This is a genomic window from Rhizobium sp. TRM96647 (assembly GCF_025780115.1).
Taxonomy (GTDB): Bacteria; Pseudomonadota; Alphaproteobacteria; order Rhizobiales; family Rhizobiaceae; genus Mycoplana.
Genome location: NZ_JAOXHF010000018.1, coordinates 54,133 through 71,348, shown reverse-complemented (window position 1 = coordinate 71,348; position 17,216 = coordinate 54,133). Strand labels below are relative to the sequence as shown.

At 65.3% G+C, this 17,216-nt stretch carries 17 protein-coding genes; 7 read left to right on the top strand and 10 right to left on the bottom strand.

What is annotated here, in order from left to right; genetic code table 11:
- The 5 genes from OCK02_RS23760 to OCK02_RS23740 all read right to left on the bottom strand — a co-directional run.
- The coding region (locus OCK02_RS23760; protein ID WP_263815170.1) for an aldehyde dehydrogenase family protein at positions 1-209 on the bottom strand (209 nt) is incomplete at its 3' end.
- A 58-nt stretch (positions 210-267) separates the two neighbouring features.
- Entirely contained in the window at positions 268-1,191 is a 924-nt protein-coding gene (locus OCK02_RS23755) for a 2-hydroxyacid dehydrogenase (RefSeq protein ID WP_263815169.1), read from the bottom strand.
- Between the two features lie 39 nt (positions 1,192-1,230).
- Positions 1,231-1,956, bottom strand: coding sequence for a ribonuclease activity regulator RraA (locus OCK02_RS23750; RefSeq protein WP_263815168.1), 726 nt, complete (start codon positions 1,954-1,956; stop codon positions 1,231-1,233).
- Positions 1,957-1,998: 42 nt separating this feature from the next.
- Entirely contained in the window at positions 1,999-3,729 is a 1,731-nt protein-coding gene (araD, locus tag OCK02_RS23745; protein ID WP_263815167.1) for an L-arabinonate dehydratase, read from the bottom strand.
- Positions 3,730-3,928: 199 nt separating this feature from the next.
- Positions 3,929-4,633, bottom strand: coding sequence for a GntR family transcriptional regulator (locus OCK02_RS23740; protein ID WP_263815166.1), 705 nt, complete (start codon positions 4,631-4,633; stop codon positions 3,929-3,931).
- Positions 4,634-4,732: 99 nt separating this feature from the next.
- On the opposite strand from OCK02_RS23740, the gene OCK02_RS23735 reads away from it, so the two are divergent.
- The 7 genes from OCK02_RS23735 (at position 4,733) to OCK02_RS23705 (ending at position 12,624) form a co-directional block, all read left to right on the top strand.
- Positions 4,733-5,470 carry a FadR/GntR family transcriptional regulator gene (locus OCK02_RS23735; protein WP_263815165.1) on the top strand — a complete coding sequence of 246 codons (738 nt, stop codon included), beginning with the start codon at positions 4,733-4,735 and terminating at the stop codon, positions 5,468-5,470.
- Between the two features lie 74 nt (positions 5,471-5,544).
- On the top strand, positions 5,545-6,504 hold the full coding sequence (locus tag OCK02_RS23730; protein ID WP_263815164.1) for a dihydrodipicolinate synthase family protein: 960 nt from the start codon (positions 5,545-5,547) through the stop codon (positions 6,502-6,504).
- A gap of 144 nt (positions 6,505-6,648) precedes the next feature.
- Entirely contained in the window at positions 6,649-8,157 is a 1,509-nt protein-coding gene (locus OCK02_RS23725) for an ABC transporter substrate-binding protein (RefSeq protein WP_263815163.1), read from the top strand.
- A 66-nt stretch (positions 8,158-8,223) separates the two neighbouring features.
- Positions 8,224-9,147, top strand: coding sequence for an ABC transporter permease (locus OCK02_RS23720; RefSeq protein WP_263815162.1), 924 nt, complete (start codon positions 8,224-8,226; stop codon positions 9,145-9,147).
- The gene (locus OCK02_RS23715; protein WP_263815161.1) at positions 9,144-10,091 is read left to right on the top strand and encodes an ABC transporter permease; all 948 of its coding nucleotides are present in this window, start codon (positions 9,144-9,146) and stop codon (positions 10,089-10,091) included. Before OCK02_RS23720 ends, OCK02_RS23715 begins: the two co-directional genes overlap by 4 nt.
- A gap of 11 nt (positions 10,092-10,102) precedes the next feature.
- Positions 10,103-11,758: an ABC transporter ATP-binding protein gene (locus OCK02_RS23710; protein ID WP_412178912.1), complete on the top strand. Its 1,656-nt coding sequence runs from the start codon at positions 10,103-10,105 to the stop codon at positions 11,756-11,758.
- On the top strand, positions 11,755-12,624 hold the full coding sequence (locus tag OCK02_RS23705) for a DMT family transporter (RefSeq protein WP_263815159.1): 870 nt from the start codon (positions 11,755-11,757) through the stop codon (positions 12,622-12,624). The genes OCK02_RS23710 and OCK02_RS23705 overlap by 4 nt, the downstream gene beginning before the upstream one ends.
- Positions 12,625-12,648: 24 nt before the next feature.
- On the opposite strand, the gene OCK02_RS23700 is transcribed toward OCK02_RS23705, so the two are convergent.
- The 5 genes from OCK02_RS23700 to OCK02_RS23680 are packed head-to-tail and all read right to left on the bottom strand — an operon-like array spanning position 12,649 to position 17,216.
- Entirely contained in the window at positions 12,649-13,569 is a 921-nt protein-coding gene (locus tag OCK02_RS23700; protein ID WP_263815158.1) for an FAD:protein FMN transferase, read from the bottom strand.
- Positions 13,570-13,572: 3 nt separating this feature from the next.
- Complete coding sequence (locus tag OCK02_RS23695; protein ID WP_263815157.1) at positions 13,573-14,154, bottom strand: nitrous oxide reductase accessory protein NosL; 582 nt, start codon at positions 14,152-14,154, stop codon at positions 13,573-13,575.
- Positions 14,151-14,972: an ABC transporter permease gene (locus OCK02_RS23690; protein WP_263815156.1), complete on the bottom strand. Its 822-nt coding sequence runs from the start codon at positions 14,970-14,972 to the stop codon at positions 14,151-14,153. Before OCK02_RS23690 ends, OCK02_RS23695 begins: the two co-directional genes overlap by 4 nt.
- Positions 14,969-15,922, bottom strand: a complete 954-nt coding sequence (locus OCK02_RS23685) for an ABC transporter ATP-binding protein (protein ID WP_263815155.1) — start codon at positions 15,920-15,922, stop codon at positions 14,969-14,971. Before OCK02_RS23685 ends, OCK02_RS23690 begins: the two co-directional genes overlap by 4 nt.
- Entirely contained in the window at positions 15,888-17,216 is a 1,329-nt protein-coding gene (locus tag OCK02_RS23680; protein ID WP_263815154.1) for a nitrous oxide reductase family maturation protein NosD, read from the bottom strand. The genes OCK02_RS23685 and OCK02_RS23680 overlap by 35 nt, the downstream gene beginning before the upstream one ends.

Sequence of the window (17,216 nt, the reverse complement as noted above, 5' to 3'; positions counted from 1 at the left end):
GCGGTCTTCTTCAGGATCGCATGGCGCTCGAGGATGCCGGAACGCGACCAGCCCGGAAAGGCGGCCTTGGCGGCGGCAATCGCGGCCTTGGCATCGTCGGCGGACGCACGGGCATATTCGCCGACCACGTCGTTGGTGTTCGACGGGTTGATGTTCTCAATGGTGTCCTCGCCCGCGGTCCATTCGCCGGCGATCAGGTTCCTGTGCATGATGACGTCCTCTTGAATGCGGTTCTCCCGACGCGCGCAGGCGGCCGTCGGTCCGTGGTTATCGCCTTGCGAAGTGTTCAAGCAGCGCCTCGACCATCCGGTCGCCCATCTGCTGCCGGGTCTCGCGCGTACCACTTCCCATATGCGGTGACAGCACGACACGGGGGTCGTTCTTCAGCGCCTCCGGCACATGCGGCTCCTTGTCGAACACATCGAGACCGGCTCCGGCGATGCCGTCGCGCGAAAGCGATGCGACGAGCGCCGCCTCGTCGACGATGGTGCCGCGGGCGATGTTGACCAGAAAACCGTCCGGACCGAGCGCATCGAGCACGTCCCGATCGACGAGGCCGATCGTTTCCGGCGTGGCCGGGCAGGTGACGACCAGCAGGTCCGCCCACGCTGCGAGCTCCAGCGCGGTTTCAAAATAGGCGAGATCCACCGGCTTCCGGCGCGGTCCCTGATAGGCGACCGTCGCACCCATGACCTGCAGGCGTCTCGCGATGGCGGAGCCGATGTGACCGAGCCCGATGATCCCGGTCTTCAGGGATCGCAACGAGCGGCCGAGCGGAAACGCGCCGCCCTGCTCCCAGCGTCCGTCGCGCACGAAATCATGGCCGCGAACCGTGCCGCGGGTCACGGATACCGCAAGCGCGACGGCGAGATCGGCGACGTCTTCGGCGAGGATCTTCGAGGTATTGTGCACCTCGATCCCACGGGCGCGTGCGGCCTCCACGTCGATGCCGTCCAGGCCAGCGCTGTAGCTGGAAATGATCTCCAGCGCCGGCATGGTGTCGAGCATCGCCTTGTCGATATGGGCGTGGCGCACCGCCACGCCGCGGATCTTGGCTCCGTGTTCGGCAAGCAGCCGCATGCCTTCGTCATGATCCTGCGGCAAGCGGATGATGTCGAACGTTTCCTGCAGCTCCCGTTCGGTCTTTTCCGGAAGGTGTGCCGCCTGAAGAATGGTGATGTCCTTGTGCATGTGATCCGCCCAGGGCTCGAGGGATTTTGGGGACGGCGCTTACCGTCCCTTGGCCTGGCGCCATGCGGCAAAGTCGACCTTCGTCTGTTCCTGGGTTGGCGGGTAGAGCCCGATGATCGAGCGTCCCTTCAACACTTCCTCGGTGACGAAATCCTCAAACGCCGTCATCTCCACCGCCTCGTCGGCAATCTCGTCGGCGATGCCCGCGGGCACGATGATCACGCCCTCGCGGTCCCCCACGACGACGTCGCCCGGCCAGACGGCCACGTCGCCGCAACCGATCGGCACGTTGATGTCCAGCGCCTGGTGCAGGGTCAGGTTGGTCGGCGCCGAGGGACGACTGTGATAGGCCGCAATCTCCAGTTCGCCGATCTCGGGACTGTCGCGAAAACCGCCATCGGTGACGACGCCGGCGACGCCGCGCACCATCAGCCGCGAGACGAGGATCGAGCCGGCAGACGCCGCGCGCGCATCCTTGCGGCTATCCATGACGAGCACGGAGCCCGGCGGGCACTGTTCGACGGCGGCGCGCTGCGGGTGTTCGGGATTCTGGAAGACGGAGATCTGGTTCAGGTCCTCGCGGGCCGGAATGTAGCGCAGCGTGAAGGCCTGGCCGACCATGTTTTTCGCCTTCGGGGCGACAGGGCGGACATCCTGGATGAACTGGTTGCGCAGGCCGCGCTTGAACAGGGCCGTGCACAGCGTCGCGGTGCTGACGGTTTCGTATTTTTTGCGCGTTGCGTCGGAAAGGGTGTAAGCGGTCAATGGATCCTCCATTCGGAAATTGCCGGCCAGAACTGCTGGCGATCAGAAGATGTCAGGCTCGCCGGCGGACTTGCCGAATTCCGTTTTCAGGAAGTCGAAGTCGCAGCCCTCGTCGGCCTGGGTGATGTGTCTGGAAAACATCCAGCCGTAACCACGCTCGAACTTGTCGGCCGGCGCCACCCATTCGGCGCGGCGTCTAGCCAGCGTTTCCGCGTCCACCAGCATGTCGATCGAACGGTTCGGCACGTCGACGCGAATGATGTCTCCGGTGCGCACCAGCGCGAGCGGGCCGCCGACGTGAGCTTCGGGCGCGACATGCAGGATGCAGGCGCCGTAGCTCGTGCCGCTCATGCGCGAGTCCGAGATGCGCAGCATGTCGCGCACGCCCTGCTTGATCAGCTTCTTCGGGATCGGCAGCATGCCCCATTCGGGCATGCCGGGCCCGCCCTTGGGACCGGCATTGCGCAGCACCATGATGTGATCCGCCGTGACATCCAGGCTTTCGTCCTCCACGGCCTTCTTCATCTCCGGGTAGCTGTCGAAAACGAGCGCCGGACCTTCGTGGACACGCAGGCGCTCCTCGCAGGCCGACGGCTTGATGACGCAGCCGTCGGGCGCAAGGTTGCCGCGCAGGACTGCAAGCGACCCTTCGTGATAGATCGGGTTCGAGAGCGGCCGGATGACGTCGTCGTTGTAGACTTCGGCGCCCTCCAGTGTCTCGCCGAGCTTGAAGCCGCTGACGGTCATGACGTCGAGATCGAGCTTGTCCTTCATCTGCGCCATCAACGCGCGCAGGCCGCCGGCATAGTAGAAGTCCTCCATCAGGTACTGCTTTCCGGATGGCCGGATATTGGCGATGACAGGCGTCCTGCGGCCGGCGTCGTCGAGTTCGTCGAGCGTCAGCGGCACGCCGGCGCGCCGCGCCATGGCGATCAGGTGCACGACGGCATTGGTGGAACAGCCCGTGGCCATGGCGACGGTGACGGCATTGTCGACGGATTGCCGGTTGATGATCTTGTCCGGGGTCAGATCCTCGATCACCATCTCGACGATGCGGCGGCCGCAACGGGTGGACATGCGGATGTGGTTGGCATCGGCAGCGGGAATGGAGCTTGCGCCGGGGAGCGTCAGCCCCATGGATTCGGCGATCGCCGTCATCGTGCTGGCCGTGCCGAAGGTCATGCAGTGACCGTAGGAGCGGGCAATTCCCTCCTCGACACCGGTCCATTGCTCGTCGGTGATCGTTCCGGCGCGACGCTCGTCCCAATATTTCCAGGCATCGGAGCCGGAGCCCAGATACTCACCCTTGTAATTGCCGCGCAGCATCGGCCCGGCCGGCAGGAAGATCATCGGGAAGCCGGCGCTGATGGCGCCCATGACGAGCGCCGGCGTGGTCTTGTCGCAGCCGCCCATCAGCACGACGCCGTCGACCGGGTGCCCCCGCAGCAGTTCCTCAGCCTCCATGGCGAGGAAGTTGCGGTAGAGCATGGTCGTCGGCTTCAGCGAAGTCTCCGACAGCGACTGCACCGGAAGTTCGACGGGAAAGCCGCCGGCCTGCAGGACGCCGCGCTTCACATCCTCGACACGGTGCTTGAAATGCGCATGGCAGGGATTGAGATCCGACCAGGTGTTGAGAATGGCGATGATGGGCCTCTGGCCCCAGTCCTTCTCGTCATAGCCCATCTGCATCAGGCGCGAGCGATGGCCTGAAGACCTGAGATCGTCGGGGGCAAACCATCGCGCGCTGCGCAGCGCACTCGCTGTCTTGGACATTGGTGTTTCCTGTCGGTGTTCTTGTCTTCCTTCGGGAGTAGCACAGGCCGAACCGAACGGCAATACACTAATGCATTAGCGTCGCAGCAAGCGTGTATGGCCCGCGCCAGGAGCGACGCGCACGGACGAGGGTGGCGGCAACAGACCGACTGCGGCAGCGACGCCGGGAGTACCGGGAAGGCGCCGCGTGGCAGCCAGGCTAGTTGTACTGGACGAAATCCGGATACTTCTCGACGATGCTGGCGACCATCGAAAGCGTGCCGGACAGATGGACCTTCATCGCCTCTTCGGCTCCGGCGGCATCGCCCTTGGCCAGTCCGTCGATAATGGCGTCATGGTTATCGACCACGCGCGCCTTGCCGACATTCGGCAGGTTGAGCCGGCGCAACCGGTCGATATGGCCGCTGTGGCGCCGGACCACCGGCCAGATGTCCTGCAGCCCCGCCTCCTCATAGAGGATTTGATGGAAGGCCCGATCGTGGCGGAGGAAGTCGCCATACTCGTCGGACGAAACCAATGCCTTCAACGTCGCATTGGCGGCCGCCAGGCGGTCAATGAAGCGTCGGTCCGTCTTGGTGGCCAGTTCATGCACGATCTCCTGCTCGATGGCACGCCGCATGAAATGCGTCTGCCTGGCAAGATTGATGTCGATCTTGGACACCAGGGTGGCGTATTGTGGGTAGACGGTGACGAGCCCCTCCTCCTCCAGCCTCATCAGGGCGTCGCGAACCGGCGTCTGGCTGAGGCCGAACTGGTTTTGCAGTTCGACGCGCGACAGGGGCGTACCGGGCGCGAGTTCGAGCTCGAGGATTTTTTCGCGGAGATATTCCACGATCTGGGGGGCGACCTGGCGCGTGCGGTCCAGGCCGATGCGATGCTTGGCTAAGGGCAGATCCGAAGTCACGGACGTCTTCCTCTTCAAATCGTCTTTGACTGTCTTAAAGCATTAATGCTTTAGTGAGAAGCAGCCCGCTTGATTTGTAAACCGCCGGTAGAAAGTTTCATGCCCGTGGCCGAAAACGCAAACCCTGTTGCAGACCTACCCGAACTGAAGCCGTCCAGCTATGCCGACCAGGTCTATGGCCATGTTCTGCAGGACATCCTGAAGGGCACGTTTCCGCCAGGCAGCCGGTTGCCGTCCGAAAGCGATCTCTGCGATCGGTTCGGTGTTTCCCGCCCCGTCATCCGCGACGCCCTGGCGCGCCTGCGCCTGGATGGCCTCGTCGAGGCACGTCGCGGCAGCGGCACCTATGTCCTGACCACGCCTTCCCGCAGCCTGCCGGATCTCGCCAACCTCACCGACATCTCGCGCTTCCTGCGCTACCAGGAACTGCGGCTGTGCGTCGAAGGCAACGCGGCTGCGCTGGCGGCGGAGCGGCGCACGGACAAGGCGCTCGCCGAAATCGTCGAGGCGCACGAACAGTTCTCCAGCCAGGTCGCCCGCGGCCTGTTCCTGCCCGAAAGCGATCGCCGCTTTCATCTCTCCATCGCCGAGGCCACGGGCAACGAGTTTTTCAGCCTGGCGCTCGAAGGCCCCGACGTGTCGCTCAGCGGCTTCATGAACGTCTCGCTGTCGCTCACGCGTTCGGGATCGCCGGCCCGCGCCCGCAAGGTGATCGGCGAACATGCCGACATCGTCGAGGCGATCCGCAACAAGGATCCCGTCTGGGCGCGTGTCGCGATGGAAAGCCATATTCTTCAAGCACGTCGGCGCATGACGAACGGCGCGCTGGACCCCTGACACCAATATATGTAATTTATCTTTACAACTTTTCGAAAATTCAGTAAGGATAGTTGACTTCAGGAGGGTCAACTATGCAAACAGCACTTGCCCCGGCCGACTACGCATCATCCGTGGTCGCCGTGCCTCCCATCGCGCTCAACGCCGACTATTCGGTCAATGCGGGCGCGAACGAGGCTATCATCAAGCATATCGAAGCCGGCGGGGTGGATATCCTGCTCTATGGCGGCAACGCCAATCTCTATCATTTCGGGCTGGACGATTTCCGGGTCGCCATGGAAGCGCTCAAGGCTTCGGTCGCGCCGACCACGCATCTCATCACCTCGATCGGTCCGGACTTCGGCAAGGCGATGGCGCAGGTGCCGATCGTTCGCGATCTCGGCCTGAAGAACGTCATGGTGCTGCCGACCAACTTCCCGGCAGACCCGGCGGGCGTCGCCAACGGCGTGCGCAAGCTTGCCGCCGCCTTTGGAAGCGGTCTCGTCCTCTATCTCAAGCGCGAGAACTATGTCGATCCGGACGAACTGGCCAAGCTGATTGCGGAAAAGGCCGTCAGCTTCGTCAAATATGCCGTCGAGAAGCCGGATGCCTCCAGGGATCCCTATCTCGACGCGGTCCTCTCGGCGATCGGTACGGAACATCTGGCAAGCGGCATGGGCGAGACGCCCATCCACGACCACCTCGGCGCACGCAAGGTGACCACATACACGTCCGGCGCCGTCTGCATCGCCCCGGCTGCCGCTTCCGAGCTTCTGGCACTCTACAAGGCCGGCCGTGCGGCGGAAGCCTTCGAACTCAGCAAGCCGTTCCTGGCATTCGAGAAGGTTCGCCTGGAACTCGGTGGCCTTCAGGTTCTCCATGACGGCATTCGCCTGTCGGGTATCGCAGATACCGGCCCGTTGATGCCGATGATCTCGAACCTTCCGGCCGGCAAGCTGCCACCGGTCGAGGCTGCGGTCGCCGCTCTCAAGATCGCCGAGAGTCAGGCACTTTCGCGAGCGTCGGAACCGCGGAAAAGCGCAGCCGGTGTTTAGTTGACAGTTGTCTATATCTACACTAATACATTAGTGTTCTAGCGTGGTTCGGCAGCGTGGAGGCGCTGCCACCTGCCTTGCGCATCGGGCGCGAGGCAGGCCGACATTCAATGTCGCGGTCTTTAATGAGGAGGAGAAATGACAATGACCATGAAGCTCTCGCAAGGTGTGTCGGCTGCGCTGATATCGATCCTGCTCTCCGGTGTCGCTTACGCGGCCGAGGGAGAGGTCAAGATCGTGCTGCCCGAACAGCCCGCCAACCTCGAGCCCTGTCGCTCGATCCGCTCCGACATCGGACGCGTGATCAACTCGAACATCACCGAAACGCTGACCAACATCGAGCCGGAGAAAGGCACCGTCGCCCCCTGGCTCGCCGAAAGCTGGGAGCAGGTCGACGACCTCACCTGGCGCATCCATCTGAAATCCGGCGTCAAGTTCCAGGACGGCGCGGAGTTCAATGCCGAAGCCGTCGCCAAGTCGATCGACCGGCTCATGAACCCCAAGCTCACCTGTGACAGCCGCTCGAAGTTCGGCGACGTCAAGCTGACGCCGAAGGCCATCGACGCCACGACGCTTGAGATCACCTCCGACAGCCCGGTCCCGATCATGCCTACCCTGCTCGGCACGGTTCAGATCGTTTCCCCGAACATGCCCTTCGATGCCGAGACCAATGCGCCTGTCGGCACCGGCCCCTATACGCTGGAAAGTGCCACCAACGAGGAGATTGTTCTCGTCCGCAGCGACAGCTACTGGGGCGACAAGCCCGAAGTGGCCAAGGCGACCTATGTCTGGCGCGGCGAATCCGCCATCCGCGCCGCCATGGTGGAATCCGGCGAAGCCGACATGACGCCGTCGCTCGCCGTGCAGGACGCCACCAACACCGACACCGACTTCGCCTATCTGAATTCCGAGACGACCCGCATGCGCATCGATGCGGAAATTCCGCCGCTCAACGACGTCCGGGTCCGCAAGGCGCTCAACCTCGCCATCGACTGGGACGGCATGGGCGAAGCGCTGTTCGGCAAGGACGTGCTCAGGGCATCGCAGATGGTGGTTCCGGGCGTGCTGGGTCACAACCCCGACATCAAGCCCTGGCCCTATGATCCCGACCAGGCCAGGAAACTGATCGAGGAAGCCAAGGCAGACGGCGTTCCGGTCGACACCGAGATCGTCCTTATCGGCCGCAACGGCTTCTTCCCGAATTCTGCCGAGTCGCTGGAAGCGATGATGGCCATGTGGCAGGAAATCGGCCTCAACGTCTCGCTGCGCCAGCTCGAAGCCGCAGACTGGGTGCGCTATCTCGACAAGCCCTTCCCCGAGGGCCGCGGTCCGACGCTGTTCCAGCAGCAGCACGACAACAACACCGGCGATGCGGGCTTCACCGCACCGGTCATGTTCCTGAGCGAGGGGCAATATTCGACGATCGCCGTTCCGGAACTCGACGTCATTCTGAAGAAGGCGATGGCTGCGACCGGCGCCGAGCGTGAAAAGCTCTTCCAGGAAGCCTTCCTCAAGGTTCATGACGAGATCGTCGCCGACGTCCCGATGTACCACATGATCGGTTACGTTCGCGTCGGCTCCCGCCTCGACTGGAAGCCTGACCTGAAGACGAACAGCGAAATCGCGCTGTCTCAGATCAAGCTCAAGGACTAATCTCGTCCAGGGCACGGCGGTCGTACCGCCGTGCCTTCTTCGTTTTCGCTGTGGAAGGAAATGGCTGTGTTTGGCTTTATCCTGAGACGTTCGGCCCAGAGCCTGATCGCGGTGATCGGCCTGCTCGTCCTCGTCTTCTTCTTGTCGCGCCTGACCGGCGATCCGGCCTATCTTTATCTGCCGCTGGATTCCTCCGAGGCGCAGCGGCAGGCCTTCTCCGAAGCCAACGGCTTCAACGATCCGATCTACGTCCAGTTCGGCCGCTATCTGCTCGGTGTCGCCAATCTCGACTTCGGCACGGCGCTGAGCCGCAACCGGCCGGCGATGGAAGTGGCGCTGGAAGCCTTTCCGCAGACGCTGAAGCTTGCCGCCATCGCCATGTCGCTGGCGCTGACGCTCGCGATCGTCGTCGGCTCGCTGGCAGCGGCAAAGCCCGACAGCCTGTTCGACCGTCTCGCCAGCACGGCATCGCTCGCCGGCGCCAGCGCACCGGATTTCTGGGTGGCGATCGTTGCCATCCTCGTCTTCTCCGTTGGCCTTGGCCTCCTGCCGACCTCGGGCACCGGCACGCCGCTACACTGGATCATGCCGATCTTCGTCCTGACGCTGCGCCCCTTCGGCCTGCTGGTGCAGGTGGTGCGCGGCACGATGATCAGCGCGCTGGCGTCACCCTATGTGAAGACGGCGCGCGCCAAGGGCGTGCAGCGCACGCGGATCATCTTTCGCCATGCGCTCCGGAACTCGCTGCTGCCGGTCATCACCGTCGCCGGCGATCTCGCCGCCAGCCTCGTCAACGGCGCCGTCGTGGTCGAATCCATCTTCGGATGGCCGGGCATCGGCAAGCTGATGATCGACGCGATCATCCGGCGTGACTTCGCCCTGATCCAGGCGACCGTGCTGATCACCGCCATTGCGATCTTCGTTCTCAACATCCTGATCGACCTCCTCTATGCAAGGCTCGATCCGCGCATCAGGTTTCAAGCGAAATGAGTATGCCAGCGATGACCATCCCCGCAGACACCAAACCGAAGGCCGCCGGGCGCTTCCAGGTCCTCCGGCTGATTGCCCGCAACAAGCTGGCGCTGGCCGCCGTGATATTCCTGACGCTCGTCGTCCTCTGTGCCGTCCTTGGCCCCTGGCTGATGGGCAACCTGATCGACAAGCCGAACTTCCGCGCCCGCAACATGGCGCCGTTCAGCCTGGACCAGGGCTGGGCCTACGTGCTCGGCGCCGACACGCTCGGACGCAGCCTCCTGGCCCGCCTCATCGTCGGCGCGCAGAACACACTGGGCATCGCCCTGTTCGCGGTGTTCTTCTCGATGCTGATCGGCGGCTTCCTGGGCCTGATCGCGGGCTATTCGCGCGGGCTCTTGAGCAGCGTCATTCTGCGCGTTGCCGACATCGTCATGAGCTTCCCCTCGCTGCTCCTGGCCCTGATCGTGCTCTTCAGCCTCGGTCCGTCGGTCACCAACCTCATCATCGTCCTGGCCGTGACCCGGATCCCGATCTATCTGCGAACGACACGCGCCGAGGTTCTTGAAGTGCGCGAGCGCATGTTCGTCAGCGCGGCGATGGCCTTGGGAGCCGGGCATATGCGGATCGTTTTCCGCCATATCGCCCCGATCGTCCTGCCGACGCTGGTGACGATCGGCGCCATCGATTTCGCCACCGTAGTTCTGGCCGAATCCTCGCTGAGCTTCCTTGGCCTCGGCATCCAGGCGCCGGAATTCACCTGGGGCGCCATGGTGGCGACCGGCCGCGGCTATCTCGCAAATGCCTGGTGGATCGCATTCTGGCCGGGCCTCGCCATTCTTCTCACGACGCTATCGCTCAATATTCTCTCCAACTGGTGGCGCACCTATGCCGATCCGCAGCAGCGCTGGCGCATCGAGCTTGCCCGCTCGAAAAAGGCAACTCCGGAGAAACGCACATGACCGCCCCCCACCTGCCGGCTGCGCATCTGCTCGAGGTGAAGGACCTCACCGTCGATTTCCTGTCGCTCGGCGGCGCCTTCCGGGCCACCAATGGCGTCAGCTTCCATGTCGACGCCGGCGAGACGCTGGTGATCCTGGGCGAATCCGGTTCCGGCAAATCTGTGAGCGCCAGCGCCATCATGGGCCTGATCGATACGCCGCCCGGCGAAATCTGTTCGGGCACCATCACCTATCGCGGCAAGAACCTCGATGACTGCGGCGTCGAGGAACGGCGCGACCTGAACGGCAAGAAGATCGCCATGATCTTCCAGGACCCGCTGTCGCATCTCAATCCCGTCTACCCGATCGGCTGGCAGATGGCGGAGGTCTTCTCCGCCCATGGCGTGGCGACCGGCGCGGACGCGCGCGCCAGGGCGATCGACATTCTCGGCCGCGTCGGTATTCCCGAGCCGGAAAAGCGCATCGACCAGTATCCGCACCAGTTCTCCGGCGGCCAGCGCCAGCGCATCATGATCGGCATGGCGATCGCGCTGCGCCCGGAGGTCCTGATCGCCGACGAGCCGACGACCGCGCTCGACGTCAGCGTGCAGGCACAAATCCTCGATCTCCTGAAGAAGCTGCAGGCCGAGGATGGGCTGGCGATCATCATGATCACCCACGACCTCGAAGTCGCAGCCTCGATGGCCGACCGCGTCATCGTCATGAATTCCGGCCGGATCGTCGAGGAAGGCGAAGCCCGCGCCGTCTTTGAAAATCCGCAGCACAGCTATACCCGCACCCTCATCAACGCCCTTCCGCACGACACGGCGGATGGCACGGGACGCCGGTCGACCGCCGAGAAGGGCAAGCCGATCCTGGAGGTGAAGGACCTCAACAAGTTCTACGGCCTCCCCGGGGGCTTCCTCTCCAGGCACACGCAACTGCATGCGGTGAAAGACCTGAGCTTCACCGTCGCGAAGGGCGAGACCGTCGGCATCGTGGGCGAAAGCGGATCCGGCAAATCCACCGTGGCGCGCGTGCTGCTGCGCCTGAATGAGGTTTCGAGCGGCGAGGCGCTGTTTCACGGCCGCGACATCTTCAAGATGGATGCGAAGGAACTGCTGATGTTCCGCCGCAAGGTGCAGATGGTGTTCCAGGACCCCTACAGCTCGATGAACCCGCGCATGACGATCTTCGACATCGTCTCCGAGCCGTGGCGCATCCACAAGGACATCCTCGACAAGCCGCGATGGCGCGACCGCGTCGTCGAACTGCTCGGCCTCGTCGGGCTGAAACCGGAACATGCCGACCGCTACCCGCACCAGTTTTCCGGCGGCCAGCGCCAGCGGATCGCGATCGCCCGGGCGCTCGCCTGCGAGCCGGAACTGATCGTCTGCGACGAAGCGGTCTCGGCCCTCGACGTCTCCGTGCAGGTCCAGGTCATCGATCTCCTGGCGCAACTGCGCGACCGTCTCGGCCTTGCCTACATCTTCATCACGCATGACCTGCCGATCGTGCGCCACTTCGCCGACCGCATCATCGTCATGAAGAGCGGGGCGATTGTGGAGCACGCAAGGACCGAGGACATCTTCCGCAATCCGCAGCATGCCTACACACGGCAGCTGATGAATGCGACGCCGCGCCCGAAATGGGAGACCGCGCCAGCGGCCGTGTCGTTGCCCGCATGAGATCCCATGCCATGCCCGCCATCGTCGCGGGCGCGCTGTTCATGGCCGGCAACTCCCTTGTCGCGGCCATGGACGGCGTGATCGTGCGACTGATCGCCGGCGAAATCCACCCTCTCGGGATCGTCTTCTTCCGCAACCTGTTCAGCCTTGTTGCGCTCTACGCGATCTTTCCCCGCGGCAGGCTGCACGGCGATCCGAACATGTCCTTCTGGGTGCATGCCATCCGCGCGGTCATCAAGCTCCTGGCGCTTTTCGCCGGCTTCATGGCGGTCACGCAGATGCCGCTTGCCTCCGCCACGGCGATCGCCTTCACCATGCCGCTCTTCGTGATGCTCGGCTCGGTCCTGTTTCTCGGAGAGGCGTTCTTCGCCGCCCGTGTCGCAGCCCTCGTCCTCGGCTTCGCCGGCGTGCTGATCGTGCTGCAACCCGGATTCGGTACGCTCGACACGGGTGCGCTCTGGGCTCTCGCCGGCGCGATCGGGCTTGCGGCCGTGGCGCTGCTGATGAAGGTCTCGGCCAACCGCGAGGATCCGCTGCGCATCGCCTGGCTCAATCTCGTCATCACCGTCCCGGTCGCGCTCCTGATCGCAATTCCGGTCTGGAAGACCCCTTCCCTTCCTGTGCTGGGACTGATGGCGCTGCAGGGCGTCGGCGGTCTTCTGGCCCAGCTTGCCTTCGCCCGGGCGATGAAGCTCGCCGACGCGTCGCTCCTCGTCGTCGTCGATTTCATCCGGCTGCCGGCCGCCCTGTTCTTCGGCCTCGTCCTCTTCGGCGAACCGATCAGGATGGACGTGGTCGTCGGCGCCACCATCATCCTTTGCGCCATCCTGATGCTCTTCCACCGCGAAAACGGGCGGCGGGCATAGCAGCGGTCAGGCGCGTCGCTCCAATCAAGCGCTGGCTTCGAGACGCGCTTCCTTGAAGCGCTCGACCATGGCGGAGATCGATCCGGCGTCGGGCATCAGGCAGGCGGCTGTGGCCAGCGCGTCGGCGATGGCCGCGGAGGGGGCGGAGACCGAGACTGAGCGCCAGCGAGAAGGTCCCGGCATGCCGGTGGCGGGGTCGAGGATATGGCCGTCCTTTCCGGTCTGGTCGAACGTCGTGCCGAGGGGAGCGGACGTGGCGAGCGCCCGCTGGCGCAGCACCAGGCGTTCGCCCGTCTCCAGGCGCACCGGCCATCCCTCCCCCGAATTGCTCTCCGGACTGCCGCCGAGCGCGCGGAACTCTCCGGTATCGATCAGGATGTCGGTCAAGCCTTCGGATTCCAGGAGCGTGGCGACCCGGTCGGCGACATAGCCCTGGCCGATCCCATTCAGCGTCAGGGCCATGCGGGGGCGCAGGACGATCGCCGCGGTGTCGAGCTCCACCTTGTCCCAGCCGGTCCTGCGCCGCACCTCTTCGATCGCCGCCGCATCTGGTCGTCGTCCGTCGGCGGCGGATTGCGCCCAGAGCGCCCAGAGCGGCTGCACGGTCGGATCGAACCGTCCGCCGCTGGCCCGATGCACCGCACCCGCCAGCGACAGGCATTCCAGCAGTTCGAAGGGCGGGGCCGTGAAATGCCCCTCGCGGTTCAGCCGCGAAAGCGCGCTGTCCGGGCGGTAGAGGCTGAGGATATCCTCCAGCCGGTCGATCTCGGCCATGACCCGGGCGGCGATGGCCTCACCATCGGGATGGTCGAGACGGATCGTGGCGCGCGCTCCGAGCGCCTGCCCGGTCCAGAGGCGGGCGCTCCCCCGATCGGCACGGGCGGCGGCGGGCAGGACGGCGAGAGCCGCTGAGATCGCAATCAGGCGGCGGCGGGTGATCGTCATGGTTCAGCCTCCGGCTGGATGGGACAGGGTGTGCAGTCGGTCGCGGTAGTCTTCGTCGCCGGTCTCTCGGTCTTCGCCGGTCTCGACCGGCACAAGCACCATGTCGTTGGTGATATCGGAAAGCGCCAGCACACGGCCGCCCTCGGTCCGGGCGAAGGCCTCGGCCCGCTCCCGGCTGGAGAAGGGCACGGTTTCCGGTGCGCCCATGCCGCCCTCCCGCGCCGAGCCGACCACATAGAAGGCCGCGTCAGCGGCGATCCAGTTGCCCTCGCCCGGCTGGTCCCATGTCGCCCCCGCCGCACCCATGTCGTTGACGTAGACGGCAAGGATCGGCGCGACCTGTTCGGGTGCGCGGGCATAGGCGATGACGTCGCGCACCTGGCTGAAGAACAGCGGGGCGGGATAGCCATCCAGAAAGACCTGGGCCTTGGGGCCGGGATGCTCCAGAAGGTTCATCTGGCAGTAGTGGCCAAGCGTGTCGGGCGTCATGTCCTGCGGCGTGAGGTTGCGGCTCACCTCCTCCTTGCAGGCGGAGATCAGCGCGAGCGCAGCTAGGAGCAGGGCGTGGCGAAGGCGTTTCCTCATGGCGTGACCCTCCGGAAGGCGGCGACGGCGAGCGCGATGGCGGCGAGCGGCCAGACGAGAAGCGAGGCGGCCGATTGCCAGAGCGGGATCGCCCCGGCCGCCCCGCCGATGCCGCCGGCCGCAGCGACCGCCTCGGCCGCAGAGAGATTGAAGACGCGGAAGGCATCGGCCGGATTGGCAAGCAGGGCCAGGGGCAGCGCCTGCGTGGTGAAGGCCCCGCCGCCATCGGAGACGATCAGCGCCAACAGGGCGAGATCGTAGAGAACCACCGCCACCAGCCAGAGGGCTATGGCGAGCCCCGCCGCCCCGGAGGGCCGCCGCGCCAGCGAGGAGAGCGCATAGCCGGCACCGAGGAAGGTCGCGCCCAGCAGGACCGAGGACCAGATCAGGCGCCAGAGCGAGCCCAGGCCCTGAAGCGCACCGGGATCGGACCAGACAGCGACGAGCGCTGCCGCGCCATAGCCGAGGGCCGCCGCAAGGCCGAGGATGGCGAGATGCGCAACGAGCTTGCCGAGCAGGATCTGCAGCCGCGAGACCGGATAGGTGAGCAGCAACGGCAGCGTGCCGCGCTCCACCTCGCCGGCCACCGCGTCGAAGCTCATCAGGAGTGCCAGGAGCGGCACCAGATAGACCGCGAGCGAGGTGAGCGAGGCGACGGTCACCGACAGCCGGTCCACGCCGACATCGCCGGTCGGCGCGGACCCGGCGGCGGCCAGCACCAGCGCGAAGAGCACCATCATGCCCGTGGCGATGGAGACCCAGCGGTTGCGGAGCGCGATGCGGAACTCGCAGATCGCCGTGGCGAGAACGCCGCTCATTGCCCATCCCTCCGGCTGAAATGGCTGTAGATGTCCTCGAGGCTCGGCGGGATCACGTCGAGGTCGGCGACCGCGGTCCCGAGCGTGGCGATGCGGGCGAGGAGCGGCAGCTTTTCCGCCTGCGTGCAGGCAAGGCGCAGGAGACCGTCCCCGTCCTGCGAGCTTTCGGGAAGGGCCATCGCCAGCCGTGCCGCATGCCCGGGCGCGGGGCGGACGAGAAGGCTGACGGGGAGTGCCGCGCGGGCGCGAAGCTCGGCGAGCGTGCCTTCCGCCACCAGTTCGCCGCCGGAAAGGATGAGGATGCGATCGGTTCGCGCCTCCACCTCGGTCAGCACGTGGGAGGAGAGCAGGATGGCGGTTCCCTCGGCGGCAAGCCCGTCGAGCAGGTCGTAGAAGTCGCGCCGCGACACCGGATCGAGGCCGGAGGTCGGCTCGTCCAGCACCAGGAGGCGGGGGCGGCCGATCAGCGTCTGGGCGAGACCCACCCGCTGGCGCATGCCCTTGGAATAGGTGCCGATCCGCCGCCGCGCGGCAGACGCAAGACCCACGCGCGCCAGGATCTCCATCGCCTGGCGCGGATCTTCGCCCCGCAGCGAAAGATAGTGGCGGACCTGCTCCTCGCCGGTGAGCGCCGGGTGGAAGGCGACGTTTTCCGGCAGGTAGGCGACGCTCGTCCGGGCGGCGGGCGAGCCGGGGCGCGCGCCGCAGACCGAAACCTCGCCGCTGTCGAACGGGATGAGCCCGAGGACGATCTTCATCATCGTCGATTTGCCCGCGCCGTTATGGCCGAGCAGGGCTGCGCGCTTTCCCGCCTCCAGCGTCAGCGAGACCTGCTTCAGCGCCTCGACGGCCTGAATGCGCTGCCTTCGTGCCTTTCCGAACGGAAAGCCGGCTTCGGCCCTCCCCGGAAAGGCTTTAGTGAGCCGAGAGATCGTCAGGGTCGGTGTCATCGTCATTTCCTTCGGTCCAGCGGCCGGCGGCCTCTGCCTCATGGGCGAGGATTTCGGGCGGGACGGATGTGGTCAGGGGGCGCATCAGCGGCGCGCTGTCGCGCACGCCTCCGGGCAGCGTGGCGGGAAAGTCCCGCTGGCTCCAGCGTACGAGTTGCACGGCGGGCGAGCCGATGAGCAGGCTCGCGGCCGGCTGCGACCAGAGGATCTGGTCCATCAGGTCGTTGGGTCGGTAGAAGCTGTCGGCGATACCGTCGCCGTTGAGGTCGAAGGCCGGGTGGTCGGACCAGAAATTGCCCTTGCCCTCATGGCTCCACTCCATGTTGCGGGTGCCGACATATCTCACCTGCTCGCGATTGGCGATGAAGGCGTTGCCGGTCAGCACGTTCTTCTCCGAGCCGGCGGTGAAATGAATGCCGATGCCGCAACCCTCGAAACGGTTGTCCCAGATGAGGTTCTTGTGGGCGTTGTAGATGAACAGGCATTTCTTCGTGCCCCCGCGCACCAGATTGCCGGTGACGTCGGCGTTGTTGGCATAGTTCAGCATCAGCCCGTGCTCGCGGTCGCCGAGGCTGAGATTGTTGAGGATCTTCGCCCGGTTGGAGAACATGATGGCGAAGCCGAGATGATTCCCGACCGAGACATTGCCGGAGACCTCGGTGTTGCGGGTGTACATGAAGTGCACGCCGAAACGCAGGTCGCGCATGACGTTGCCGCGATAGACGCTGTCGGCGCTGGCGTTGGAGAAGATGCCGTCGCGGCCGTAGCGGATGACGTTGCCCTCCAGCAGCGTGCCGGGGCTGTTCCAGACATAGATGCCGTTGCCGCGTTCGTTCATGTGCCGGCTGTTCAGGCCGACGATCTCGTTTTCCCGGACGACGGCGTCACGGCCGCCATGCACGTCGATGCCGTGCATGTTGCCGGTGACGAGCAGCCTCTCGATGCGGGCGCGGTCGGCGCCCTGGAGGATCTTCACCCCTGCGTCGAGGTCCTGGTTCACACGGCCCGACCCTGTGACGGCAAAGCCCGTCAAGGTCACGTCCGGCGCGGAGATCGTCACCACGCTGCCCTGGCCCTGCCCGTCCACCACCGCCCCGCGCGGGCCGGTGATGGTGAGCGGCCGGTCGATGGTGACGGGGCCGGAATAGGTCCCGTCCCCCAGTTTCAGCACATCGCCGGGCAGAGCCCCGGCGATGGCAGCCGCGAGGCTGCCCTCTCCCGGCACGACCTCGCGCTCCGCCGCGGCAAGCGGCGAGGCGAGAAGAAGGCCGACCAAGAGGGCGAGCAGGCGCAT